Genomic DNA, 23459 nt, shown 5'->3' on the forward strand with positions numbered 1-23459 from the left:
GCTACCTCGCCGGCCTCCACCTCCGCGCCGCGATGATCTGGATCAAAGACCTCACCCGGACCACCCCTTGATCACAACCAAATACACGCCCTAGGCCTGGAGCCACTGGTTTCACCGAGGACACCACCGCTGCCTGCTGGGACCGGACGGAGCTTCCAGATCCGGGAACGGTTCCGCCCGTCGGAACGGCCTGCGGCGGCCGGGCACCCTTAGGGCACATGAACCTGCGAGACGCCCGGAAGCGACGAGAAGCGACGAGAAACGACGTGGGACAGAGACGTGGGACAGAACCGTAGGCCAGGAGCCCTTCCGGTGTCTCGGTCCCGGTCTCAGCGGCCGTTGACGGAGAAGTGCTGGTAGTCCTTGGCACCCGACCAGGAGCCGCCCCAGCCCCAGCCGATCTGCTCGAAGGCGCGCACCACGCGGTCTCCACTGTTGATCACACCCGGCTTCTTGAGCGGCCGGTCCACGAACGCGTCCGCGTTGCGGTGGGCGTTGGATCCGTTCGCGTAGACGTACGGGTTCTCGCGCGGGTTGAGGTCCACGGCGAGGCCGTACGCGTGGTTGGACCAGCTGCCGGAACCGGTGGCGTTGCGGCAGTTGAAGGCCGAGGTGTTGTCGGCCTCGATGGAGTCGAAGTCGCTGCCCTTGTAGACGTCGACGGGCTCCATGCGGCGGATGGGGTAACGCATGTCGTAGAGCTTCCCGAAGACGGAGGCCACGTCCTCGGCCACCTTCTTGTTGACCACGAGCGTTCCGGTGTGCGCCTGGCCGTCGAAGCCCCAGTAGGTCATGGTGATCTTGCGTAGCCCGCTCAGCGGAACCGGGCAGCCCGGACGCCACGAGTGCCGGACGTCGTCGCGGGACACCTTCTCGACCGTGGCGGAGAAGGGAGGCGGTCCGCTCGGGCTCGGCGTGGGCCCGGTCTCGGGCGTGGGCGAGACCGGCACGGGCGAGGGTGTGACGGACGACGGGGTGACGGATGCGGAGGAGGCCGGCGCGGCCGAGGAAGTGGCAGACGCGGGCGAGTCCGGAGCCGACGACGCCGGGGCGGGCGCCGACACCCGGGTCCGGGCGGTGGCGGACGCGCCGGCGTCGCCGACCCCGGCACAGCCGGTCATTCCGACGAGAGCCGCCATCACTACCGCTGACCTGCGGTTCCACAAGGAGGTCATAGGCGCAGGTTACCCGTGGATGAGGTGTGCGCCGGCGGCCGCGCACGCTCCTGTGGACAGCGAGACTCCTGTGGACAGAACTCCGGCTGCCGGCCGCATTCTCCGCACAGAAGTCGTTGGCCGGAATCGCCGTATGGAAGGGGTGCAAGCCGTACGAATTGACGATCGGAATCGTCGTGGGCCGCCGCTAGGGTGGCGTCGTGCTTGAGCAACTGCGTTTCGGCGGGGTGAGCGTGCCGACCCACGCGTTTTTCGTGGGTCTCGGCGTGCTCCTCGCGAGCGTGGTGTTCGTCCTTGAGGCGCGGCGCCGGGGGGCCCTGCGGGAGGAGTCGCTCGTCGCCGTCACCGGCGCGCTGGTCGGCGGGGCGATAGGCATGCGGCTGTCCGGATGGGCCGAGCATCTCGACCCCGCGCTCAACCCCGGCCTTCTCGAGGCGTGGATGTTCGGCGCCCGCAGCATCCTCGGCGGCCTGACCGGCGCGTACGGCGGGGTGCTGGTGGCGAAACGGCTGATCGGCTACCGGGAGCGGACCGGAGACCTGTTCGCGCCCGCCGTCGCGCTCGGCATGGCCGTCGGCCGCGTCGGCTGCTTCCTCACCGAGGCCCCCGGCCGGCCCACGAGCCTGCCCTGGGGCGTCCACGCGCCCGCCACCGTCCCGGAATGCCCCGGCTGCGTGTCCGGGCAGGCCATGCACCCGTCGTACCTGTACGAGACCGTCTTCCAGCTCGCCGCCTTCGGCGCGCTGCTGTGGGCGCGGAGCCGGGTCGACAGGCCGGGCGAGCTGTTCACCCTGTACCTGGGCGCGTACGCCGCCTTCCGGTTCCTCGTCGAGTTCACCAGGGCGAACGAGACGGTCTGGCTCGACCTGACCCGCCCGCAGTGGTTCCTCGTCCCGGGGCTCGTGCTCCTCACCGTCCGCCTCGGGATCGGATACCGCAAGGGCTTCTACGATCGGCTGCTCCCCCGGCGGGGCGAGCGGCCACCGCTGTTACTGGGCGCCCGGCTGTCGCCCACGGGCGAGGAGGACAGATGAGCACACCCCCCGGGCCGCCCGAGCGGCCGCACGATCCCCAACCGGGTGGTCCCCAGCCGCACGATCCCCAACCGGGCGGTCCCCAGCCGGGCGGTCCCCAACCGGGCGATCCGCAGCCGGGCGGTCCCCAACCGGGCGATCCGCAGCCGGGCGGTCCCCAACCGGGCGATCCGCAGCCGGGCGGTCCCCAGCCGGGCGATCTCTCGCAGGGTCCGCCCGTGCCGCCGCCTCCCGGCGCGCCGTACGGTCCAGCCGGCCCACCGCCTCACGGTCCGGCCGGCCCACCGCCTCATGGTCCGGCCGGCCCACCGCCGTACGGTCCGGGCGGGCAGCCGTCCCAGGGCCCGGGCGGGCCGCATGGGCCCGGCCCCGGCGGGTCCCAGGGTTCTCCGCCGCCCGGCGGGTTCCACGGCCCGGGTCCCCACACGCCGCCCGGAAGTGGTCCTCACGGCCCCGGCCCGGGAGGTCCCCCCGGTCCGTCCGGTCCCTACGCGCCGTACGGCCCGGGGGGCGGGGCGCCGCGCCCGTGGCCGCCGTCCCCCACCCAGAACACGACCGGCGTGGTCGTCGCGATGACGATCGTGGGGATCGTGGCCTACGTGGCCGTGAACTTCGTGCTCTTCCTCGCGACCCTCGCGGCGGCGGACGGAGTCGCGAGCGATCACAAGAACGTCGCGCTCATCGGGGGATCCGTGATCCTGGCCGTGATCGCGTTCGGTGGCGGAACGCTGCTGCTCCTTCTCCGTAAGCCCTGGTCGCGGGGGCTCGGGCTGGGGCTGATGATCGGCTGGGCGCTTATGACGATCTTCACCGCCGGCTTCTGCACCGGCGTCAACCCCTCGCTCTACACGGACGGTGCCTTGTGACCACCGGGATGCCGCTGCGGGGAGACCGCATCCTCCGCTACGTCAACGCGTTCTGCCCCCGTTGCCACGACGAGCGGCCGGACCGTCCGCTGTCGGAGGTGCCGCGCCTGTCCGGCTGGCTCGCGGCCCGCGACGGCCGGGTCTACCTGGAGCGCGGCTGCCAAACACACGGCATGGTCAGGACCCTTTACGACGAGGACCCGGAGATCCTCGCCTACCTGGAGGAGTGGACCGCCCCCACCAAGGCGCATCTGCCCGACGTGGCGGGGAACTTCGACCCGGTCCCGGAGGCGTACCTGCGGGGGCTGCCGGAGATGCAGACCCAGCACACGTGCATCCTCTTGGAGGACGTGGCGGAGGCGTGCAACCTGCGCTGCCCGACCTGCTTCACCGACTCCTCGCCCGACCTGCGGGGAATCGTGCCGGTCCGGGAGGTGCTCGCCAACGTCGACCAGCGCCTGGCGCGCGAGAACGGCCGTCTCGACGTGCTCATGCTCAGCGGCGGCGAGCCGACCCTCCACCCCGACCTGCCCGAGTTGCTCGCCGAGCTGACGGCCCGGCCCGTCACCCGCATCCTGATCAACACGAACGGGCTGCTGGTGGCCCGGGACGACGCCCTGCTCGATCTGCTCACCGAGCACCGCGAGCGCGTCGAGGTCTACCTGCAGTACGACGGCCTGTCGGCCGAGGCGTCCCGGCACCACCGGGGCGGCGACCTGCGGCGGCTCAAGGCGGAGGCGCTGCGGCGGCTCTCGGAGCGGGAGATCTTCACCACGCTGGTCATGACGGCCGCCCTCGGGGTGAACGACGGCGAGATCGGCGACGTCGTGCGTCTGGCCCTCGAAACGCCGTACGTCGGCGGCGTCTCGATCCAGCCGCAGTTCGGCTCGGGGCGGTCCGGGGCGATCGACCCGATGGACCGGCTCACCCACACCGGGGTGCTCAAGCGGCTCGGTCCTCAGACGGACGGCCTGGTCACCTGGCGCGACCTGACCGCCCTGCCCTGCTCGCATCCGCACTGCTGCTCGGTCGGCTACATGATCAAGGACGACGGCGACCGGTGGCGCTCGCTGACCGCGTTGATCGGGCACGACCGCCTCAAGGAGAACCTCGGGCTCGTCTCCAACCGCATCGCCGACTCCGAGATCCCCCGCCAGCTCCGCATGGCCGTGCAGGAGTCGCTGCTCGGCCTGCTGTCGGAGCAGTCGTCGCTGTCGCACCCTGAGATCGGCAAGGTCTGGCGCGACATCTGCGAGAACTGCGACCTCGGGATGACGACCCTGTTGACACTTGCGTCCTCGGCCCTGCCCGGGCGCAAGCGGCGGCTGCGCCGGTTGCTGGGGGAACGGGTCGTCCGCATCACGATCAAGCCGTTCATGGACATGTCCACGATGCTGGAGGAGCGTCTGGTGCAGTGCTGCGTCCACGTCGGCACCCGCTCCGACCAGGACCAGTGCGCGCCGTTCTGCGCGGTCCAGGCCTGGCCCGCGCTCGCGCGTCAGCGCCTGTCCGCCGTCGCCGCGACCGACACCGGCGTACGGCTCCCGCTGCTGGAGATCACATGAGAGGCGCGGCGCGGCCGTGACCGCCGACGGAGAACCGGCACCCGGCGACCGGCCGACCGGCGTCGCGTACGAGCAGGCGCGTGCCGCCGAGGCGGCCCGTGCCTCCGATGGCGGGCAGGCCAAGCCGTACGATCCGCTGAAGCTGTGCGTCTACGCGACGGTGGCGCTGCTCGCCTGGCTGTTCGGCGCGTGGGCCGTGCTCGGGTTCGCGGCCCTGGGATTCGCCGGATACTGGCGGGCCCGCCGTGCGGGGCTCACCAGGAGCAAGTGCTATCTCAGGGACACCCGGCTCGTCCTCGCCTACCTGGGACTGATCGCCCTGGTCGCCGCGGCGGCCCTCGTGCTCCCGCACGTGTCCCGTTGAACGCGCCCGGCTATCCCGTGAGTCCGAGTTCGCCCGCGCGCAGCCCGGCCTGGAACCGTGAGCCGGCCTCCAGCACCGCCATGAGCTCCGCGACACGCCTGCGGTACGTACGCAACGACAGGCCGAGGTGCCGCGCCGCGGTCTCGTCGGTGTAGCCCGCGCCGAGCGCGCGCAGGACGGCCCGGCTGTCGTCGTCGAGGTTCGGCGCGTCGCCGCGCAGGTAGGCGGTCAGTTCGGTGGCGGTGTCCCAGGCGGCCGCGAACAGGGAGTACACGCCTTCCACCAGCGTGGGCGAGGAGGTCACGGTGAACTCTCGGGGGCCGGGCGCGTCGCGTCCCGCGAGGATCATCACGCGCCGGTCGATGACGATCGTCTCGTGCGGAAGCGGCGTGGAGCTGATCCGCACCTCGACGCCGTGGGCCATGACCTCGCGCAGGTGCGCCCGCGCGGCCTCGCCGGCCAGGGCGGAGGGGCTGAGCAGCTTCTTGACCGCGAAGTCCTGGGTGCCGGGGCTGGGCATCCGGCGCACGACGGCCTGCCGCGCCTCGGGCTGCGACCACGTGTCCAGGTCGCGGGCCGCGCACACGAACTCGTGCCGGACGCCGGTGAACAGATGACCGGCCCGGGCCACGAGCTCCGCGTCGCCGTGGACGGTGATGACCTGATCGGCTGTCACCCGCCCATTATGACTCGCCGGAGGTGGCAGCTTGCTGCCACCGCGTTGGCCGCCGGCCCCGGCTGGACGAGGCTGAGGGCATGACGACCAACACGAACGCCGCGCTCGGCGGCGAGTTCCTCCTCGGCGGCGACCTCCCCGTTCACCGGCTCGGCTTCGGGGCCATGCGGCTGCCGACCGGCACCTTCCAGGGCGCCGTCCGCGACCCGGAGACGGGCGTCGCCGTGCTGCGCCGCGCCGTCGAGCTGGGCGTGAACCACATCGACACCGCCTGGTTCTACCGGAGGGAGGGCGTGGCGGCCAACGACCTGATCCGCCGGGCGCTCGCGCCGTACGGGGACGACCTGGTGATCGCGACCAAGGTCGGCCCCCTGCTCGACGAGAACGGCGTGCCGAGCGGCCAGGCCGGCCCGGCCGAGCTGCGCGGGCTGGTGGAGGACAACCTACGCACCCTCGGCGTGGAGCGGCTCGACCTCGTGTATCTGCGGGTCGGCAGCATAAACCCCCCGGGCGGCGAGTCGATCTCCGACAGGTTCGCGGCCCTGGCCGAGCTGCGCGAGGAGGGGCTGATCCGGCACCTGGGCCTCAGCAACGTCGACGCCGCCCAGCTGGACGAGGCGCGGGCGATCGCCCCGGTGGCCGCCGTGCAGAACAGCTTCCACGTGCAGGACCGGGGCGACGCCGAGCTCCTGGCCCGGTGCGAGAAGGACGGCATCGCCTTCGTGCCCTTCTTCCCGCTCGGCGGCGGGTGGCGGCCCATCGACCAGGCGCGCCTGGCGGCGGTCATGGAGCGTCACGAGGCCAGCGCCGCACAGATCGCGCTCGCGTGGCTGCTGGCGACCTCGCCCGCGTTGCTCGCGATCCCCGGTACGGGGTCCCTCGACCACCTGGAGGAGAACATGCGGGCGGGAGGGATCCGGCTGACGCCGGAGGACTTCGCCGCCCTGGAGGACTAGGTCGCGGTGCCGGGCCTGTGTGAGCTGCGGAACGACGGCGTTTGACGGAGCTTTCGCGGAAAGCTCGCGCAGGTGTTCGATGACGCGCTACAGTCATGGCCATCGGATCGAACACGGGTTCGGTCGAGTCCCGGCAGGTAAGGGGTGTGTGATGGCTGTGCCCACGGTGTCCGCCGCCCCCGTTCCGGCTGTCGCCGTTCCCGTGGCCTTCGATCCGGTCGTGCCCTCCCCGGCTCCGCCCGCTGTCGTCCCGGTCGTCCCGGTTCAGGCTCCGCCCACCGCCGGCCGGTGCGTGCCGCGGGCGCGCCGGGCGACACGCCGTAGCGCTCTCTACGGAAATCTACGACGGCCGCTATATCCCGTCATAAAGTCCGAGAGCGTGGACCCCGTGCGAAATCCCTACGCCCCCGGTGCCGGCCAGCGCCCCCCGGAACTCGCCGGACGCGACCGCGAACTGCAGCAGTTCGAGATCGTGCTGGAGCGGGTGGCCCGGGGCCGCCCGGAGCGGAGCATGGTCCTCACCGGCCTGCGCGGCGTGGGCAAGACCGTCCTGCTCAACACCTTCAAGTCCATGGCCATGCAGCGGCTGTGGGGCACCGGCAAGATCGAGGCCAGGCCCGACCAGTCGATCCGCCGCCCGGTGTCCGCGGCGCTGCACATGGCCATCAGGGAACTCGCCCCCCGGCACCGCGCCCCCGAGCGCATCGAGGAGTTCCTCGGCGTGCTCAAGGCGTTCGCGATGCGCGATCCCGCCGCGGCGAAGGGCACCTCGCACTGGTCGCCCGGCATCGACGTGCCCGCCGCACGCGGCCGGGCCGACTCCGGCGACCTGGAGATCGACCTGACCGAGCTGTTCGTGGACGCCGCGGGAGTGGCGACGGACCTCGGCGTCGGCATCGCGCTGTTCATCGACGAGATGCAGGACGTGCAGGCGCCGGACGTCTCGGCCCTGTGTGCGGCCTGCCACGAGCTGTCGCAGAACGGCGGTCCGCTGATCGTCGTCGGCGCCGGCCTGCCCCACCTGCCGAGCGTGCTGTCGGCGAGCAAGAGCTACTCCGAGCGGCTGTTCCGGTACGCGCGCATCGACCGGCTGGACCGGGACGCCGCCGACCTGGCGCTCATCGCCCCGGCCGCCCGGGAGGACGTCGAGTTCACGCCCGACGCGCTCGACGCGTTGTACGAGGCGGCCGACGGCTACCCCTACTTCGTCCAGGCGTACGGGAAGGTCGCCTGGGATTTCGCCCCGCGCAGCCCGATCACGGCCGAGGACATCAAGGTGTCCGCTCCGGAGGCCGAGGAGGAGCTCGCGGTCGGCTTCTTCGGCAGCCGATATGAGCGGGCCACCCCCGCCGAGCGGGACTACATGCACGCCATGGCCCAGCTCGGCGACGACCCGGTGCCGACCGCCGAGGTGGCCGAGGCGCTGGGCCGCAAGCCGTCGAGCCTGTCCCCGGCCCGCGACAGCCTGATCAAGAAGGGCCTGATCTACAGCGCCGAGCGCGGCGTGATCGGGTTCACCGTTCCGCATTTCGGGAGGTTCCTCCGTGCGCAGCCGCTCTGAAGCGGCGTGCCCATCGACCTCTCTACGGCTTTCTAGAGGGGAAGCTAGAGAGCCGTAGAGAGCTGAAGTGAAAGTCCTCGATGCGGGAATCTACGCATGTATAGCGTCAGGCCGATACAGGCGTAGATTCCCGCAGAGAGGCGTCGCCGCGATCGTCGGTCGCGGCCACGCGGCCGTCGGCGCCGACCACGACGGCGCGTACGGCGGGACGCCGGCCGCTGAGGTGCACGGCGAACACGACCTCCGCGTCGCCCTGTGCGGGGAAGACGAAGAAGCGCCAGCACAGCTCACGCCACATGTCGGACGGCTCGTCCGCCAGCAGCGACCCGGCGTGGACCCGCCACTCCCCGCTGCCCCGCAGGCGCGACAGCGCCCGTCCGGGCGGCATCGGCCGCTGCTCGCACGGCGCCCGGTGACGCAGGCGGGAGACGACCTCGTCGATCTCGGGTGAGAGAGCGAGCAGCAGGGCGACCCCTCCACCGATCCAGGGCGCCGTCTCCACGGTGACATGAGGCAGTCCTGTGACGCCCACGGCCGCGACGAGGGCCGCCATCGCGGTGAGCGCCGCGGCCCGCCCGATCGACCGCAGCCCGACCGGCGCGTCGCTCACGTCACCGAAGCAGCCGCACCCCACGTCCGGCCGCCGCCTGCGCAGGTCCCACAGCACGTACGTCGCGACGGCGAAGAACGCGACCGGCAGCCACCGGGCGGCCGGGTGATCCACGACCAGCAGGCCGGCCGCCAGCGCGAACTCGACAAGCGCGCAGGCGTACGTTGCGGCCCTGGCGAAGCGCTCGGGCATGAGCACCGCCGGGCCGAGCCGGGCCAAAGCGCCCGGCGATGTCTCGCGCCCGGCCGTGGCCGTTTTGGCCACGCCGCCCAGCGCCAGCGTCACCACGAGGATCGGCAGCGCGGCAGCCGCGATGGTCGAAAGCACGGTCACCCCAATCCGACGCGGGCATTGAAGCAGCCCTTGGTCAAGTCTCCTCCGAGCGCGACGTACGAGGACGCGGCCAGTTCCACGATCCTGCCGCGCGGGGACGTGCCGCATTCCAGGCATCGGTCGCAGAACCGCCCCGCGAGGCACCCGCACGCGACGATCGGCAGTGCGTCCGCCCGGCCGTCGCACACGTTGCGCACGCGCAGCAGCGAGCCCAGCGCGAGGTATGGCAGGCCCGCACAGGAGACGCCGGTGTCGTCGCAGCCGGCGTCCTCGCGTTCGAGCATGGGATAGGCGACGCCCTCCGCGATGCCCTCCTCCGCGAAGTCCGCGAAGTCCGCGAGGTTCGTGAGATCCGCGAAGTCCGCCCACACGGCGGTGCCCGAGATGCCCGCCTGGCCTCCTCCGTACGTCATCTGAGGCGGGGGCACGGCAGTGGCCCGGTACGGCGGCTGCGAGGTCGCCGGGAGATGCGCGAACGACGTGCCCTGGTCGAGCAGCCCGATCGCGTCGAACAGGTAGCCCGGCTCCAGCTTGGGATGCCGCACCCGGATCCGCCCGGAGGCGCGGTAGGGAACGACGATGGAGCGTTCCCGCCGATGCGGGCCGCAGTCGAGTTCGATGGTGAGGTCGCGCCGGCCGCGGACCTCCCGGATGACGCCGGTGATGCGGGTGATGTCGGCCCAGATGCGCTCTGCCACGGTGCCGCCGCGCAGCGCCCGGACGACGACCCGTGCCCCGGCCGGCAGATCGGCGGGCGCCACCACGCCCCCGCGCCACGCGGTCGCCCACGGCGCGATCACCAGGCGCCGCTGCTCGCCGTCGGCGGTCTCCAGGATGATCAGGTGCGGGCTCACGTCGAGGAGGTCGCCGCTGACCACGTCGTACGGCTGCGTCTCCTCCGGCGACCGCGGCGCGGGCCCGGGGTCGCGGCCGAGAACCGCCGCCGCCAGCTTCCGCCTACGCTCCCCGGCCCGGTACGGCATCGCCCCTTCCACGCTCTCCAGCCTCACATGCCGGACGGGGATGGAGAGGTGGTTTTCCGGGCGATGGTGGCGTCCGGGATCAATATTCCTCCTCCCGGTGCAAGGCGTTGCCACCCGTTTCGGGCAAACCACCGCCCGACAGGACGTACGGCATGCGCCACGGGCCGCCACCGGCTTGCCCGGTCTTTGCCCAGGCGGGTGCGAAACCTGGATTTCGGTTCAGCCGGATCCGGGGGCGCGGCTGCGATTCTGGCACGAGATGCCTCTCTGGCCGGGTTGGTGATCCCTGATCGTGAACCATGAGGAGTTTCGCACGTACGTCCAGTCTCGCGGGGCGGCCCTGCTCCGCGTGGCCAACCAGTTGACCGGGAACCCCAGCGACGCCGAGGACCTCCTGCAGACCGCCCTCGCGCGTACGTACCAGGCGTGGGACCGCATCCGCGACCGGTCGTCGCTCGACGGCTACGTGCGACGGGCGATGGTGAACATCAACATCTCCTGGTGGCGGCGGCGCAAGCTGGAGGAATACCCCTCCGAGGAGCTCCCCGACGTACCGGTGCAGCAGGACGCGCGGCACCGGTACGACGAGCTGGAGCAGGCGCTCGACCGCCTCCCCGCGCGGCAGCGTACGGCGATCGTGCTGCGCTACTACGAGGACATGACCGAGCCCGAGATCGCCAGGACCCTCGGGATCAGCGTGGGCACGGTCAAGAGCTCGGTCTCACGGGGCATGGCCAAGCTGCGCGGCGACCTCGTCGTGCCCGACGCTCGCAAGAGGGTCAACTGACGCGCCGCGTCACGTCTCGCAGACCTTGCCGTCGCCGTCGCGGTCGATGTACCAGTCGTACTCGGGGTCGGTCCCGCGGTAGTACGGGCCGTATCCGTGGGCGTTCGCCTCCTCGCAGGTGTTGTACCTGGGGTCGGTCGAGCCGCCGGGGCTGGGGCTGGGGTTCGGGCTTGCGCTCGGGCTGGGGGAGGGGGAGGGCCTGACCGTGGCGACCGGGCCGAAGGTGCTCCCCGGGGGAATGGGCTCAGGGGAGTACGTCGTGCCGGGCGGGGCCAGGGAGGCGTCCGCCGGCTCGATCGGCGCCGGGGTCAGGGCGTCGTCGGCCCCCGGCGGGGCCTGGACACTGTTCTGCTTGCCGAAGGCGTCGGGCGCCCAGCACCCCGACCACACCCCGACCTTGGCGGTCTGCGCGCGAGCCTGCTCCTGCCACTGCCACTCGGTGTAGCTGTGCTCGTAGAAGGCGATCCCGGGCTGGGCCAGGCCGTTCCTGACCATGTCGCCGTTGACGTAGACGCCCGTGGACGACCACAGGTAGATCAGGATGCGTCCCTTCTCGCGCACCTGCTCGGCGGCCCGGACGTACGCGGGCTTGCCCGGCGGGAGCAGGGTCATCAGCCGGGCGAACGCCTCCTCGGACCAGCAGGCGCCCTTGCCGGGGGCCTCCGCGTCCAGCAGGCCGATCCGTACGGTCCTGCCGCTGGCGGTGACGACATCCGCGGTGTCGCCGCTCACGATCTTCTTGACCGTCACCTGGACGGCGTCCTTCGGCACGGTTTTCGGCCGCGTGTACTTCGTCGTCTTCGCCGCCGTGCTCTTCGTCGCCTTCGGGGTGATCGTCTTCGTGACGGTGACCGTCGGCTGCGGGACGGGGCTGGCGCTGGGGCTCGCGCTGGGGCTCGGGCTCGTCGCGGCGGGCGTCTGCGAGGGTGTGGGGCTCGGGCTCGGGGTCACCGTGGCCGCGGCGAACGCGGAGGTGGAAGCGGCGACGGGAACCGCGAGGGCCGCGGTGGCGAGGACGGCGAGTGCGTGTGAGGGGAAACGCACGGGCGCTCCATGGGCTCGGGTACGGGGGACTGCGTCGGCTGTCGTGGAGCCGTTTCCTGGATTATGGAGTCCACCAGAAAACGATCGTTTACGCCAGTCCGTCCGGTCAGGTCCCTCGAATCACGATTCCGGTGCGGCTCAGCCCGTCTTGGCCCGCGGAGCCCTGTTGACCTCCCGTACGCCGGCGGTCGCGCAGGGCCGTACGACGTCGCGGATCACGCGCAGTGCCTTGAGGAAGTCGGCGAGCTGGTTTTCGGTCAGCAGCCCGGTGAACCAGGTCTCGATGTCCTCGACGTGCTGGGGGAGCACGGTCCGCAGCCGTTCCGCCCCCACCTCGCTCAGCACGGCGTACGAGGCGCGGCGGTCGGTGGCGCAGGCATGCCGTTCGACGAGCCCGTCACGTTCCAGGCGGTCGACCACGCGGGTGATCCCGCTCGTGGACAGCGACGTCTGGGCCGCGAGGTCGCTCATCCGCAGCCGTCGCTCGGGCGAACGGGCAAGGCGGATCAGTGTCTCGAAGTCGACCTCGGAAAGTCCGGCGGCGGCCAGCGTGGGGCTGGTCTTGACGACCAGTCCGGTGAAGACCTCCGCGAGTAGGCCCATCGCCGTGAGCCGCGGGTCGTCGAATGGGTCCATGGTCCAAGTCTACGGCACGATAGTTGACGCGAGGAATATTTTTCCGGTAGACATTTGCTGAGTGAGACATCCGCGCAGCAACAATCTGGGGAGCAGCCATGAGCATCCGTGAGTGGGAGGGCCTGAAGGTCCCGACGGCCGGCGAGTTCGCGCTGGACAAGGCCCACACGCGTGTCGGTTTCGTCGTCAAGCACATGATGGTCAGCAAGGTCCGCGGCCACTTCGCCGACTACGAGGGCAAGATCGTCATCGCCGAGAACCCGCTCGACTCCAGCGTCGACGTCGTCATCAAGGCGGGCACGATCGAGACCGGCGCCGCCGACCGCGACGGCCACCTGCGGAGCGACGACTTCCTCAGCGCCGACAAGTTCCCCGAGATCACCTTCCGCAGCAAGCGGGTGAGCAACCTGTCGGGCAACGAGTTCACGCTCGTCGGCGACCTCACGGTCCGTGACGTGACCAAGGAGGTCGAGCTCAAGGTCGAGTTCAACGGCGCCGCCAACAACCCGTGGGGCCAGGAGATCTTCGGGTTCGGCGCGGAGGCCGAGATCGACCGTGAGGAGTACGGCCTGACCTGGAACCAGGCCCTCGAGACCGGCGGCGTCCTCGTCGGCAAGAAGGTCAAGATCGAGATCGAGGGCGAGGCCGTCCGTCAGGCGTAGCCTGTGGCGGGGGCTGAGGCGGGATATCCACACTGTGTGCACAGCCCTTGTCCACATCCTGTGGACAAGGGCTGTGTGCCGCCTCGAACGCCCCGCCGCGCGGGCCCCCCGGAGTGCTCCGGCACGGCGGGTGAAGCTCACCCGGCAATCCGCTTTGCCGCCTTGGACGATCGCCGGTACGCTGTGCTGAGCAACGCGCTACCAGGAGGCTTCGCCTAGTCAGGTCTATGGCGCCGCACTGCTAATGCGGTTTGGGTCTTAAGCCCATCCGGGGTTCAAATCCCCGAGCCTCCGCAGTTCAAAGCCCCTCTCGCTGGCTTCAGCGAGGGGGGCTTTTTGATCTCCCCAGGGCCTCTGATTGCAGTTGCTTTCAGCCCTCGCCCCGCAGGGCGGCCCTTCATGCGGTCGCCGGCGTCCTTCACATGCGGACCGGCGATGTGGGCATAGCGCTCCGTGGTGGTCACCCCGCACGGCCGAGGATCTCTTGCACGACCCGGATGTGGACGCCCTGCTCGACGAGAAGCGTCCCGGCGGTGTGGCGGGCATCGTGGAGGTGGGCTTCCCTGACCCCGGCCTGGCGCAGGAGCGCCTTCCACATCTTGTAGTCCTCACTGCGCTCCATCGGCCGGCCCCGGCTGGTCGGGAAGAGCAGGTCGTGATCCTCCCAGAGCTCTCCGGCCTCCGCCCGTTCGGCTTGATGTTGAGCACCAAATGGAAGTAGATCAGTCAGTACGAAAGTTCGCTGACAATGCGATTGGTAGCGAGCATTGGGACCTGATCGGTAAACAGAAGAATTCAGGCCGAGGGCCAGTGTCCAGGAGAGGGTTGCCGAACCTCGCTGCCGCTCCTGACGCGCTACGACACTCCGTCGGACGCGCCCCGCTTTCCCTGATCTCCATTGGCGCCGAGCTCACGCCTTGCCGATTTCCTGCGGGCCCGCTCGTCGCGAATCTCGCGCAGCACTCCAAGGATGCCGCTCATCACCGTGAAGACGAGGACGTGGTCCCACCCGAAGTCATACTCGAATGGCCATCGCCTATCGTGAAACACCCACATGGCCAAGAGGCTCAACAGGAAGCCTGCGCAGAGCGACCCCAGGATGCTGTTGAGGGCCGCTTGGAGCAGTCCCCTCGGCCGTCTTCGCCGCATCTCCCACCCCTTCTCTTTTGCCGCCGGTAGAGGCGCTCCGGCTCCGGGATGCCTCCCGAGCTGAAAGGGCCGCAAGTGGTAGAGGTAGGAGCCCGTGCGTCCTTCTGTCATCGACCCGGGCAAGCCCAGCAGACCGGCTCCTGCGGCTCAAGCCCGTCTGTGACTCTTGGCGTCCAATGGCCGTGGAACGGCGACCGGCTGAGGTACCGCGAAGACGGGCTTGCGCCTCCGTCTCCGGCCCGCCGCCGCTTCGCGGTGGGTCGACGGCATACGGGATGCGCGGAGGGCGAGCGTGCGAGTTCGCGCAGGTCACAAGCCCGCTTTAGTTGCAGTTTCAGTTGCAGTTCCCCGCCGTACCAGGCCGTTCGAGAAGGACCGTCGAGCGGTGTTGGTCCAGGTGGAACTAATTGGGACGGCCGAGAGCCGAGCTGCCGATGCGGTTTGGGTTTACCGCCCGCCTGTGTCGGCTACCTGTCCTACTGGAGTATCCGGCGTGCTTCTAGACCAGGCCCGGTGCCGAATCCGACCGATCAAACTGCTCAGCAGCACAAGCATCTGGATACCCAAGAATATGTACAGATGAGCTGGAGGCCATGGCCGCTCGTTGCCCTCAACGACGAGCACAAAGTACGTGCCTGCAGCCAGCCAGCCGATGCCGAAGAGGGCCAAGGCTCGCCCCGCTCGGTACCAGATCGAGCGTCGATACAGTTCCATGCCCGGAACTGTCCCACGAACAGTGCATCACCGACAGATAGCCTCCGGTGGGGATACGTCTCGGGACGGGGTGACGGGTTGTCTCTTATGCGGCTTTTGATCGAGGTGCCTGTACGGCTCCTGGCGACGGCCACTATTCCTCTCCCGGAAAGATCAGCCTGTGCTGTGGGCTGTCCAGCCATTCCAGGTCCAGGTGCGCGCCGCTGTCCTTCTGTACCAGCGCCATCGCGCTCGCGTGGGACAACGGGGCGGAGGGCTCCGGCAGTCTGCGCAGTCGGTGATCCAGCGCGTGCGGATCCGGCCCGTACACCTCGCCAGGGTCCAAACGAGGCATGACGAGTCGCACGCGCCCATCAGCCGCGTAGGTCAGGCAGGCACCCCCGTTGACGTTCCATTCAAGATGCCACACCCGAGCGCCGACGCTCAGGCGCTCCAATTCAGAGGGCCTGTAGTACGAGAAGAGCCCGCCTTCGAGATCGAGGAGCATGATCGAAGGGCCGGACTCGTCGATGAACACCCCGGAGCCCTCGACATCGGATTCCTCGAGCTCGTAGTCAGGCCCTGCGACCAACTCGGCTACTTGGTCGATGCTGATCGGTCCGCCGAGTGGCTGAAGGACCGTCCAGGAGATTCCGACATCAAGGAACTGGGCGACATCGAGCATCCGCTCGTAGTGGAGGGCAAGTTCGTCATGTGTCATGGGCGAATGATCACATCACACGCCGACAGTTCTGAGCGTCTGAGTGGGCGTCGCGCCCCTGGTCGCGGTGACGTCGTGGGTTGCCGCCACGAGGACGGCCCACGACCGCGATCATGGTCGAGGGCCGTCCACGGGCCACGGCGAACGGGGCCGGTGTCCCGCTGGACTCAGCGCTTGGCCACGAAGACGTGCGCGGCGGTCCGCTTGGGGAGCTTGGCGGCCTTCCCGCCGCTGCCGACCGTCACGCCGCCGGGCGACGACGTCACGTTCACGACCGCGCCGGGCCGCACCCCGGCGTGCCGCAGCGTGTACATCAGCCGGAGGTCGGTCTGGATCGGCTCCCCGATGCGCCGTACGACCGCGCTCGCGCCGTTCGGCCCGGGCTTCAGGTCGCTGAGGCTGACCATGGTCTCGTCGAGGAACGGATCCGCGACGCCCTCCTCGCCGAGCTCCTCCAGGCCCGGGATGGGATTGCCATAGGGCGATTCCGTCGGGTGCCGCAGCAGTTCCAGGACGCGGCGTTCGACGGCCTCGCTCATCACGTGCTCCCAGCGGCAGGCTTCGGCGTGGACCTGCTCCCACTCCAGCCCGATCACGTCGACGAGCAGGCACTCCGCGAGCCGGTGCTTGCGCATCACACGCGTGGCGATCCGCCGGCCCTCCTCTGTCAGCTCCAGGTGCCGGTCGCCGGTGACCTGCAGCAGACCGTCGCGCTCCATGCGGGCGACGGTCTGGCTGACGGTGGGCCCCCGCTGGCTCAGGCGCTCGGCGATGCGGGCGCGCATGGGGACCACGCCTTCCTCCTCCAGCTCCAGGATGGTGCGGAGATACATCTCCGTGGTGTCGATGAGCCCGGACATGCTGTTCGTCAGGCGGGGGTTTCGGCGGTCGCGGTCAGGACCGCGCGGCCGAGGGTGTGGCCGGCCATGGTGAAGCCGAGGAGGGCCGGGGTGGCGTCGGCCGGGACGCCGATGGACTCGACGTCGAGGGCGTGCACCACGACGAAGTAGCGGTGCGGGCCGTGCCCGGCCGGCGGCGCGGCGCCGATGAAGCGGGCCGCGCGGACATCGTTGGGCAGTTGGAAGGCGCCTTCGGGCAGGCCCGAGCCCGTGTCGTCACCGGCGCCCTCGGGCAGCTCGGTGACGGTGGCGGGGATGTCGGCGACCGCCCAGTGCCAGAATCCCGACCCGGTGGGGGCGTCGGGGTCGTAGACGGTGACGGCGTAGCTCTTGGTGCCTTCCGGGGCGCCGCTCCAGGACAGCTGCGGGGAGACGTCCTTCCCTCCCGGGACGCCGGAGGAGAACTGCTCGGGCGGCCAGGCGGCGCCGTCCGCGACGGTGGTGCTGGTGACGGTGAAGGAGGCCGCCTCGGGGAGGCGGGCGAAGGGGTCGTTGGCGCTCATCGCGTCGTTCCTTTCAGGCCGTGCTGCGTGCTGGCGGTGGTGCGGCCGACGGAGAGCCGCGGTTCGCGTAGTGGCCACCGCCGGGTCTTCCGTCGCAATCGACCATAGCACGGATAATCGATTATTTGTCGAATCGTCTATGCTGGCCGCATGACCCAGACGGCCCATCCCACGAACTCGCCCGGGAAGCAGATGCTCTCCGAGCAGGTCTACGCACAGCTGCGGGACGCGATCATGCGCGGGGACCACGCCCCCGGTGACGCCCTCAAACCGCAGGACATCGCCAAGGAGCAGGGCGTGAGCTTGGCCGTCGTGCGCGAGGCGCTCGTACGGGTGGTCGGCGAGGGCCTCGCCGACCGGCTGCCCAACCGCGGCTTCGCGGTCCCCGCCTTCTCCGACCGCCGCTGGCAGGAGGTCGCGGAGGCCCGCCGGACCATCGAACCGGTCGTGCTGCGCATGTCCATCGAGCGTGGCGACGTCGACTGGGAGGCCCGCGTACGAGCCGCCCACCATCGTCTGGCCCGTACCCCGGCGTACGTGCCGGAGGAGGGGGAGCACTACAGCGGCGCGTGGGCCGAAGCCCACCGGGTCTTCCACCGCACGCTGCTGGAGGGGTGCGGCAACCCCGTCCTGCTGGAGACCTTCGACCGGCTGTGGACCGCGAGCGAGCTGGCTCGCCGCTGGGCGGCGCAGCGCAATCCCGACAGGGACGCCGTCGGCGAGCACCGCCGGCTGGAGGAGGCGGCGCTGGCCCGCGACGCCGACACCGCCGCCGGGCTGCTGACCCGGCACCTCACCCTGACCGCGGCCGCACTGACCGGGTGTACCCACCAGGAACCCGCGGAGGAAGCCTGATACGCGCCTCACCAACCTGGCCCACGAACACAGCCGAACACCGGAGCTGTGGACGTCGCCGGCGCACGTGGTGGCCGGTCCGGCTCCGTACCCCGATCAACAGGTCCCGCGCGGGCGTCGCATCGGCCGCCCGCGCGGGACACGACCTAGTTCTCCCAGGTGGCGTTCTCCAGCACGGTGGCGAGCCCGGGGGTGGCCCACTGGTCGACGATCAGGAGCCTCTCCTTCGGGAGGTACCACTCACGCTGCTTGAACGTCGACTTCTCCGTCGCGTCGTCGTACGTGACGCAGCGCCCCGGCCATACGCGGTAGTGCGCCCTGTGGCCCTCTCCGATGTTCCGGTAACCGAGCGCGATCGCCTTGCCGAGGACATGGCCGAGCTTGGGGTCGGTCGGGCAGGGAGCCACGTCGACGGCGGGATAGAACGGTCCATTGACGGGGTTGTAGCGCCGGTAGCCCTCGCCCCCGGTCTTGAGCGTCTTCGCTCCCATCACCCAGAACCCGCGGCACCGGGGCTCGAAGTAGTGGCCCTTGGGCTTGGCGCAGGCGCCGGTCACCACGTGCACCTGGTCGGCGCTCCGATAGACCCGCCAGGTGCGGGGGATCTCCAGGGTCAGCCCGCCGGAAAGCCGCAGGGAAGCGGTGGAGGAGGCGGAGGCGCGGTCGGCGCCGGCCACGGCGACGGCACCGATGACGGCACCGGCAGCGGCGGCCAAAGAGATCATTTTTCTCATCACGGCGCAAATAGTAGTGATGATCTATAAATAGGTCATTCAGGTTCTGGCCGATCTACATAGGCTCCGGATGCTCCCCGGGCCGACTGGTGGCGGCACGCCCGACGCCCTCGTCACCCTGGACACCCCCGGCACCCCAGTCCCAGAGTGCCTGGAGGACGGGGCCAAGAGCGTGCCCTTGGGGCGTGAGCCGGTAGTACGTGCGGGGCGGCCAGCCGGGCCGGCGATGGCGAGTGAGGACGCCGGCGTGGCCGAGGTGTGCCAGACGATCGGACAGCACCTTGTCCGAAAGCATCGGCAGCGCCTGCCGAAGCTCGGTGAAGGTGCGTTCGCCTCGCAGAAGCTCACGGATCAACAAGGTCGTCCAGCGACCACGCAGGGCCGTGAGAGCGATCTCCACGGGGCAGGACGGGGTGGGCTCGGTGACGTACGCGTGAGGGTCGTCGGGCAGGCCCGGCCGGGCACGGTGACCAACCTTTTGGTGAGTCACGAGGGCGCCTCCTAGCGTTGCGGGGGTCTGAGTGATCTCTACCTGGAGGACATGCGTTGAGGATGCGCAGGCTTGCCGAACGTCCCGAGGACGTGCCCATGGTGTTCGCCGAGCGGTTCAACAGCGGCGATCTCGAGGCGGTGGCGGAAGTTTATGAGACCGGCGCCGTGTTCGTGCCCGAGCCCGGCTCTCCGCTGACCGGGACACAGGCCCACGCCGCCAACGGCCGGTTCGTGGGCCTCGGGCTGCCGATCACCGTTCGGCCGCGGCACGTCTACAGCACGGGCGACATCGCGTTGCTGATCGTGGACTGGGTCATCGACGGCACCGACCGCGACGGGCGGCCGGTGCACATCGAGGGCACCGCCACCGATGTCGCCCGGCGCGGGCAGGACGGCCGCTGGCGGTACGTCATCGACAACCCTTTCGGAGTGCGCGCTGCCTGAGCTGCTCAGTGATCGGTTCCACGGCTCTGCTTGAGCGGTACTGCCGGATGAGCCCCCTTCTTCCGCCGCCCGACCGAACCACGCCGGGGATGGCCGGCAGGCGGAAAGCCCCCCGGCTCACCTGCGGCGATCAGCGGCCGAGGCCGGCGTCCCGGGCGCGGATGATCGCCTCCGCCCGGTCGGCGGCCTGGAGCTTGCTGAGCACCGCGTGCACGTGGTTGCGTACGGTCTTCTGGGACAGGAACAGCCGCGCGGCGATCTGGCTGTTCGACAGGCCGGCGGCCACCAGGTCGAGCACCTCGTGTTCCCGGGCGGTCAGGGTCGGGAACGGCGTGACGCCGCCGCTCTGCGGCCTCGGGGCCAGGAAGTCGGCGATACGCGAGGCCAGGACCGCACCGAACACGACACCGCCGCCCGCCACGGTGGTGATCGCGCGGACGACCTCGTCCGGTTCGGCGCCCTTGAGCAGATAGCCGCGGGCACCGGCGCGGAGCGCGTCGAAAATGGTGCCGTCCTCCTCGGACATCGTGAGCACCACGACGCCGATCTCCGGGTGCTTCTCGATGATGCGACGGGTGGCCTCGATGCCGTCCATGTCGGGCATCTGCACGTCCATGACCACCACGTCGGGTTCTCGCTCGTCCACCTGTTGAAGGGCCTCGACGCCGGTCGAGGCCGTCCCGGCGACCTCGACCTCGTCGATGCTGCTCAGCAGTGCCGCGAAGCCTTCACGGAACACCGGATGATCGTCCACCACGAGGACCCTCACCGGCCGCTTACCGGTCATCTCTCCCCTTTCCTGTAGCCGTGAGCACGGGCGCCTGCCCGGACGACGCGACGGGCAGCCGCGCCCGCACCCGCGTACCGGTCGGCTCCGCGGCGGTCACGGTGCACGATCCGCCGAGCTCGGCGGCCCGTTCGCGCAACGACACCAGGCCCACACCGGCCACCGCCTCGGCGGCGAGGCCGACGCCGTCGTCGACGATCTCCACGTCGAGGTGCCCGCCTCCGGCGTCGCGGAAGAGCGACACCACGCACTCGCCGGCCTCCGCGTGCCGGACCACATTGGTGATCGCCTCCGACGCGATCCGGTACGCGGCCACCTCCACGGCGGCCGGCAGGCCGGTGAGGTCGCCCCGCTCCTCGACGCGTACGGTCAGTCCCGGGGCTCGCAGCCGCTCCGCCTGCTGGCGGATCGCCCCGACCAGGCCGACGTCGTCGAGCGCGGGCGGACGCAGGCCGTGCACCAGCCGTCTCACCTCGGCGAGCATCCCGGTGAGCTCCTGACGGGCCAGGCCGAGGATGCGGTCGGCGTCCTCGTTCGACCGCCGCGCGGTGATCCGGGCGGTGTCGATCCGGGACGCGACCGCCGCCAGGGCCGGCCCGAGGCCGTCGTGGAGCTCGCGACGCAGGCGGCGGCGCTCGTCCTCCACGGCGGTCACGATGCCCTCACGGCTGCGCTGCAGTTCCTCCGCGAGCCGTACGGCACGGGCCGCCGCGGCGGCCTGGCGGATCAGGTCGGCCAGCAGCCGTTCGTCATCGGCGGTGAGCCTGCGGCGGGCGGCCTGGCGCGGCAGCAGCAGCCGCCCGATCCTCTCCCCCCGATAGGTGATGGGGAGCGCCTGCGTCCCGGCGGGACGCTCGCCGTCCTCGACGAGCAGCACCTCGCCGCTGACCTGGGTGATCTCCACGCCCACGTAGGGCGTACGGAAGGCCCGGGCCACCGTCCTGGCCAGCGTGACGAGCTGCGCCTCCGAGTCGTCGGTCCGCTCCAGCCGCTCGGCGAGCCCGGACATCACGTGGTAGGGGTCGTCCCGATCCCCGACGATCCAGCGTCGCACCAGACGCCACAGCCGGTGCCGGAGCTGCGCGTACAGGATGGCGACCGCGAAGACGGCGATGACCAGCCGCTCCCCCTCGTTCAGGCGCGGCCCGAGCAGCCGGCCGGCTCCGCCCAGCACCAGCAGGTCGAGGACGAACGTCAGGGCGAGCAGGAGGCCGTACACCAGCGTCCCGCCGAGCAGCCGGTCGACGTCGACGAGGTCCGGGCGCACGATCCCGATCGCGACCGACGCGGAGGTGAGGACCACGGCGACGGTCAGGCCGACGGCGCCGAGCCAACCGGGCAGCAGCCGGAACGTCAGCATGACCAGGAGGTCGACCACGGCCGCCCACAGCAGCCAGCGCATCCGGGCGCGGTCGACGCCGGTCACCGTACGGTAGCGCCGCACCACCACGACGAACGGGGTGACCAGGCTCAGCGGGAGGCTCAGCTGTGCCACCAGCAGCACACCGGTCCAGACGGCGTCCGGCAGCGGGAGATAGAGGGCCTCGAGGTTCAGCCTGCGCAGCGGCACGGGCAGCGGCGTGGACTCCGCGGTCGCCTGGGCGATGGCGGACGGCGCCGCGATGAGGGCCAGCGGGAGCAGGCTCGTCAGCGCGAGGCTGAGCAGCGAGGCGACCCGCCACCGCCCGGAGGGCAGCTTCCCGTCCGGGAACAGCAGCAGCACCAGGGGGAGCAGCAGCACCAGGCCCGCGCCGAGCCGCTGGTAGACGATGAAGGCCGCGGACGCGCCCGGGAGCGCGGGATCGTGCGTGGTGGCGTAGGCGAGCCACGACGACGCGACGCCGTCCAGCGCCCACCAGGCGCCGAAGCCCGACATCAGGCGTCCGAGGGGATGACGCGGACAACTGCGGAGCACCACCATGCCGGCCGCGGCCAGTGCGACACCCGCTATCGCGTCGAACCCGCCCGGCTGCAGTTCGAGCACGGCACGGTGGGCCTGCGGCACTCGCAGATCGATGAGCGCTGCCACGGGTGTGGCGGTCACGGCGATCGCGAGGAGCACAGGCCCGAGGCTCAGGCGCGAAGGCCGACGAACCGTCACAATCTGCACCAGGAAAGTGTGCCTCAGCAGGTGGCCGATGTCCCTAGGACGCGGGTCCCACCTGGCCTGGGACGCGAGAGAGGCCGGGAATCGGGACACGATGCCCTGACCGTCTGGGTCGGCCGTTCATGAGGATCGTCCTCGTCGCCTCCACGACAAGCCTCCCCCAGTCGAAGGAACAACCATGACCGAGACCTCGTCCGTTCACGCCCAGAGTCACACCCCCGGCGCGTCCTCGTCCGCGCCGCTCGCCGAGACGACCGTACGCCGGCTGGCCCTGGGCCTTTCCACCGGTGCACTGGCCTGGTCGGCCGTCAGCTTCCTCTACGGCTTCAACCCCACGGCCGAAGCGGGAATCAAGATCACGGACCTGGGCGCTCTGGCGTTCCAGTTCGGCGCCTTGTGCCTCCTTGCGATCATGGTCCGTACCCGCGCGACCGGCGTGAGCCGCGTGGCGCGCGCCATGCTGCAGGTCGAGCGCGTGCTGCTGGCCCTGGCCATGGCGTGGAGCGTCACCCACGCCTTCCTGCCCTCCGAGCGTGACAGCGTATGGATGGGAATCCTCGACGCGTTCTGGCCGCTGTCGATGCTGGGCATGTTCGTGATCGGCGTCAAGGTCGCCGTCAGCGGGCGCTGGCGCGGTGCGGCCCGCTTCTGGCCGCTCGTCGCCGAAAGCTGGGTGGTCGTGACCCTCCCGACCATGGCGATCTTCGGTACGTCCGTGTCGGACATCGTCGGTGCGGCCCACCTGCTCGTGGGATACACCACGCTCGGCCTCATCATCGCGTTCCGCCCCGAGCTCGTACGCCGCGAGGACTGAACGCCTGGG

General features: G+C 70.6%; 25 protein-coding genes and 1 tRNA gene. 12 read left to right on the forward strand and 14 right to left on the reverse strand.

The genetic code is table 11. From position 1 onward, the window contains the following. Nucleotides 1–329 precede the first annotated feature (329 nt). Entirely contained in the window at nt 330–1175 is an 846-nt protein-coding gene (locus tag ABZ857_RS02420) for a M15 family metallopeptidase (protein WP_357036239.1), read from the reverse strand. Between the two features lie 200 nt (nt 1176–1375). Here ABZ857_RS02420 and ABZ857_RS02425 point away from each other — a divergent pair, with 200 nt between their 5' ends. From ABZ857_RS02425 to ABZ857_RS02440, 4 genes are all read left to right on the forward strand, one after another. Next, nucleotides 1376–2209: a prolipoprotein diacylglyceryl transferase family protein gene (locus ABZ857_RS02425; RefSeq protein ID WP_357036242.1), complete on the forward strand. Its 834-nt coding sequence runs from the start codon at nt 1376–1378 to the stop codon at nt 2207–2209. Nucleotides 2210–2781: 572 nt separating this feature from the next. Continuing rightward, on the forward strand, nt 2782–3075 hold the full coding sequence (locus tag ABZ857_RS02430; RefSeq protein WP_357036245.1) for a hypothetical protein: 294 nt from the start codon (nt 2782–2784) through the stop codon (nt 3073–3075). Continuing rightward, nucleotides 3072–4640: a radical SAM protein gene (locus tag ABZ857_RS02435; protein WP_357036247.1), complete on the forward strand. Its 1569-nt coding sequence runs from the start codon at nt 3072–3074 to the stop codon at nt 4638–4640. Before ABZ857_RS02430 ends, ABZ857_RS02435 begins: the two co-directional genes overlap by 4 nt. A gap of 16 nt (nt 4641–4656) precedes the next feature. Next, nucleotides 4657–5004: a hypothetical protein gene (locus ABZ857_RS02440; RefSeq protein WP_357036250.1), complete on the forward strand. Its 348-nt coding sequence runs from the start codon at nt 4657–4659 to the stop codon at nt 5002–5004. 10 nt (nt 5005–5014) lie between these two features. Here ABZ857_RS02440 and ABZ857_RS02445 read toward each other — a convergent pair whose 3' ends face one another. Continuing rightward, nucleotides 5015–5680, reverse strand: coding sequence for a DNA-binding response regulator (locus ABZ857_RS02445; RefSeq protein WP_357036253.1), 666 nt, complete (start codon nt 5678–5680; stop codon nt 5015–5017). A gap of 80 nt (nt 5681–5760) precedes the next feature. On the opposite strand from ABZ857_RS02445, the gene ABZ857_RS02450 reads away from it, so the two are divergent. After that, nucleotides 5761–6636: an aldo/keto reductase gene (locus ABZ857_RS02450; RefSeq protein WP_357036256.1), complete on the forward strand. Its 876-nt coding sequence runs from the start codon at nt 5761–5763 to the stop codon at nt 6634–6636. A gap of 379 nt (nt 6637–7015) precedes the next feature. Then, nucleotides 7016–8197 (forward strand): ATP-binding protein, encoded by a 1182-nt coding sequence (locus ABZ857_RS02455; protein WP_079320107.1) that lies wholly within the window; start codon nt 7016–7018, stop codon nt 8195–8197. A 106-nt stretch (nt 8198–8303) separates the two neighbouring features. On the opposite strand, the gene ABZ857_RS02460 is transcribed toward ABZ857_RS02455, so the two are convergent. Both ABZ857_RS02460 and ABZ857_RS02465 read right to left on the reverse strand, forming a co-directional pair. Further along, on the reverse strand, nt 8304–9134 hold the full coding sequence (locus ABZ857_RS02460) for a MauE/DoxX family redox-associated membrane protein (protein ID WP_357036259.1): 831 nt from the start codon (nt 9132–9134) through the stop codon (nt 8304–8306). A gap of 2 nt (nt 9135–9136) precedes the next feature. Continuing rightward, the gene (locus tag ABZ857_RS02465) at nt 9137–10135 is read right to left on the reverse strand and encodes a hypothetical protein (protein WP_357036262.1); all 999 of its coding nucleotides are present in this window, start codon (nt 10133–10135) and stop codon (nt 9137–9139) included. 274 nt (nt 10136–10409) lie between these two features. Here ABZ857_RS02465 and ABZ857_RS02470 point away from each other — a divergent pair, with 274 nt between their 5' ends. Next, on the forward strand, nt 10410–10910 hold the full coding sequence (locus tag ABZ857_RS02470; RefSeq protein ID WP_357037373.1) for a SigE family RNA polymerase sigma factor: 501 nt from the start codon (nt 10410–10412) through the stop codon (nt 10908–10910). 9 nt (nt 10911–10919) lie between these two features. Here the strand turns inward: ABZ857_RS02470 and ABZ857_RS02475 are convergent, their stop codons facing one another. Together ABZ857_RS02475 and ABZ857_RS02480 are read right to left on the reverse strand one after the other, a co-directional pair. Beyond that, complete coding sequence (locus ABZ857_RS02475) at nt 10920–11954, reverse strand: thermonuclease family protein (protein ID WP_357036264.1); 1035 nt, start codon at nt 11952–11954, stop codon at nt 10920–10922. A 138-nt stretch (nt 11955–12092) separates the two neighbouring features. Then, nucleotides 12093–12590: a MarR family winged helix-turn-helix transcriptional regulator gene (locus tag ABZ857_RS02480; RefSeq protein WP_357036267.1), complete on the reverse strand. Its 498-nt coding sequence runs from the start codon at nt 12588–12590 to the stop codon at nt 12093–12095. Between the two features lie 98 nt (nt 12591–12688). Between ABZ857_RS02480 and ABZ857_RS02485 the strand changes: the two genes are divergently transcribed. Together ABZ857_RS02485 and ABZ857_RS02490 are read left to right on the forward strand one after the other, a co-directional pair. Beyond that, the gene (locus tag ABZ857_RS02485) at nt 12689–13252 is read left to right on the forward strand and encodes a YceI family protein (protein WP_357036270.1); all 564 of its coding nucleotides are present in this window, start codon (nt 12689–12691) and stop codon (nt 13250–13252) included. 204 nt (nt 13253–13456) lie between these two features. Next, a tRNA-Ser gene (locus tag ABZ857_RS02490) sits at nt 13457–13546 on the forward strand. Between the two features lie 166 nt (nt 13547–13712). On the opposite strand, the gene ABZ857_RS02495 is transcribed toward ABZ857_RS02490, so the two are convergent. The 4 genes from ABZ857_RS02495 to ABZ857_RS02510 form a co-directional block, all read right to left on the reverse strand. Then, nucleotides 13713–14063 carry a tyrosine-type recombinase/integrase gene (locus ABZ857_RS02495; protein ID WP_357037376.1) on the reverse strand — a complete coding sequence of 117 codons (351 nt, stop codon included), beginning with the start codon at nt 14061–14063 and terminating at the stop codon, nt 13713–13715. A 1185-nt stretch (nt 14064–15248) separates the two neighbouring features. Further along, nucleotides 15249–15815 (reverse strand): hypothetical protein, encoded by a 567-nt coding sequence (locus tag ABZ857_RS02500; protein WP_357036273.1) that lies wholly within the window; start codon nt 15813–15815, stop codon nt 15249–15251. A gap of 167 nt (nt 15816–15982) precedes the next feature. Then, complete coding sequence (locus tag ABZ857_RS02505; protein ID WP_357036276.1) at nt 15983–16675, reverse strand: metal-dependent transcriptional regulator; 693 nt, start codon at nt 16673–16675, stop codon at nt 15983–15985. Nucleotides 16676–16683: 8 nt separating this feature from the next. Then, on the reverse strand, nt 16684–17217 hold the full coding sequence (locus ABZ857_RS02510; RefSeq protein ID WP_357036279.1) for a YbhB/YbcL family Raf kinase inhibitor-like protein: 534 nt from the start codon (nt 17215–17217) through the stop codon (nt 16684–16686). Between the two features lie 150 nt (nt 17218–17367). Between ABZ857_RS02510 and ABZ857_RS02515 the strand changes: the two genes are divergently transcribed. Next, complete coding sequence (locus ABZ857_RS02515; RefSeq protein WP_357036282.1) at nt 17368–18072, forward strand: GntR family transcriptional regulator; 705 nt, start codon at nt 17368–17370, stop codon at nt 18070–18072. A 146-nt stretch (nt 18073–18218) separates the two neighbouring features. Here ABZ857_RS02515 and ABZ857_RS02520 read toward each other — a convergent pair whose 3' ends face one another. Together ABZ857_RS02520 and ABZ857_RS02525 are read right to left on the reverse strand one after the other, a co-directional pair. Beyond that, entirely contained in the window at nt 18219–18797 is a 579-nt protein-coding gene (locus tag ABZ857_RS02520) for a hypothetical protein (RefSeq protein ID WP_357036284.1), read from the reverse strand. 64 nt (nt 18798–18861) lie between these two features. Further along, nucleotides 18862–19296 (reverse strand): helix-turn-helix domain-containing protein, encoded by a 435-nt coding sequence (locus tag ABZ857_RS02525; protein ID WP_357036287.1) that lies wholly within the window; start codon nt 19294–19296, stop codon nt 18862–18864. A gap of 62 nt (nt 19297–19358) precedes the next feature. On the opposite strand from ABZ857_RS02525, the gene ABZ857_RS02530 reads away from it, so the two are divergent. Further along, nucleotides 19359–19742 (forward strand): DUF4440 domain-containing protein, encoded by a 384-nt coding sequence (locus tag ABZ857_RS02530; protein ID WP_357036290.1) that lies wholly within the window; start codon nt 19359–19361, stop codon nt 19740–19742. 130 nt (nt 19743–19872) lie between these two features. Here the strand turns inward: ABZ857_RS02530 and ABZ857_RS02535 are convergent, their stop codons facing one another. Both ABZ857_RS02535 and ABZ857_RS02540 read right to left on the reverse strand, forming a co-directional pair. Continuing rightward, nucleotides 19873–20529 (reverse strand): response regulator transcription factor, encoded by a 657-nt coding sequence (locus ABZ857_RS02535; RefSeq protein ID WP_357036293.1) that lies wholly within the window; start codon nt 20527–20529, stop codon nt 19873–19875. Next, on the reverse strand, nt 20519–22591 hold the full coding sequence (locus ABZ857_RS02540) for a sensor histidine kinase (RefSeq protein ID WP_357036296.1): 2073 nt from the start codon (nt 22589–22591) through the stop codon (nt 20519–20521). The genes ABZ857_RS02535 and ABZ857_RS02540 overlap by 11 nt, the downstream gene beginning before the upstream one ends. Nucleotides 22592–22814: 223 nt before the next feature. Between ABZ857_RS02540 and ABZ857_RS02545 the strand changes: the two genes are divergently transcribed. After that, nucleotides 22815–23450, forward strand: a complete 636-nt coding sequence (locus ABZ857_RS02545; RefSeq protein ID WP_357036299.1) for a hypothetical protein — start codon at nt 22815–22817, stop codon at nt 23448–23450. Nucleotides 23451–23459: the final 9 nt, after the last annotated feature.

Source organism: Microbispora sp. NPDC046933, assembly GCF_040644635.1.
In the GTDB taxonomy this organism is placed as follows: domain Bacteria; phylum Actinomycetota; class Actinomycetes; order Streptosporangiales; family Streptosporangiaceae; genus Microbispora.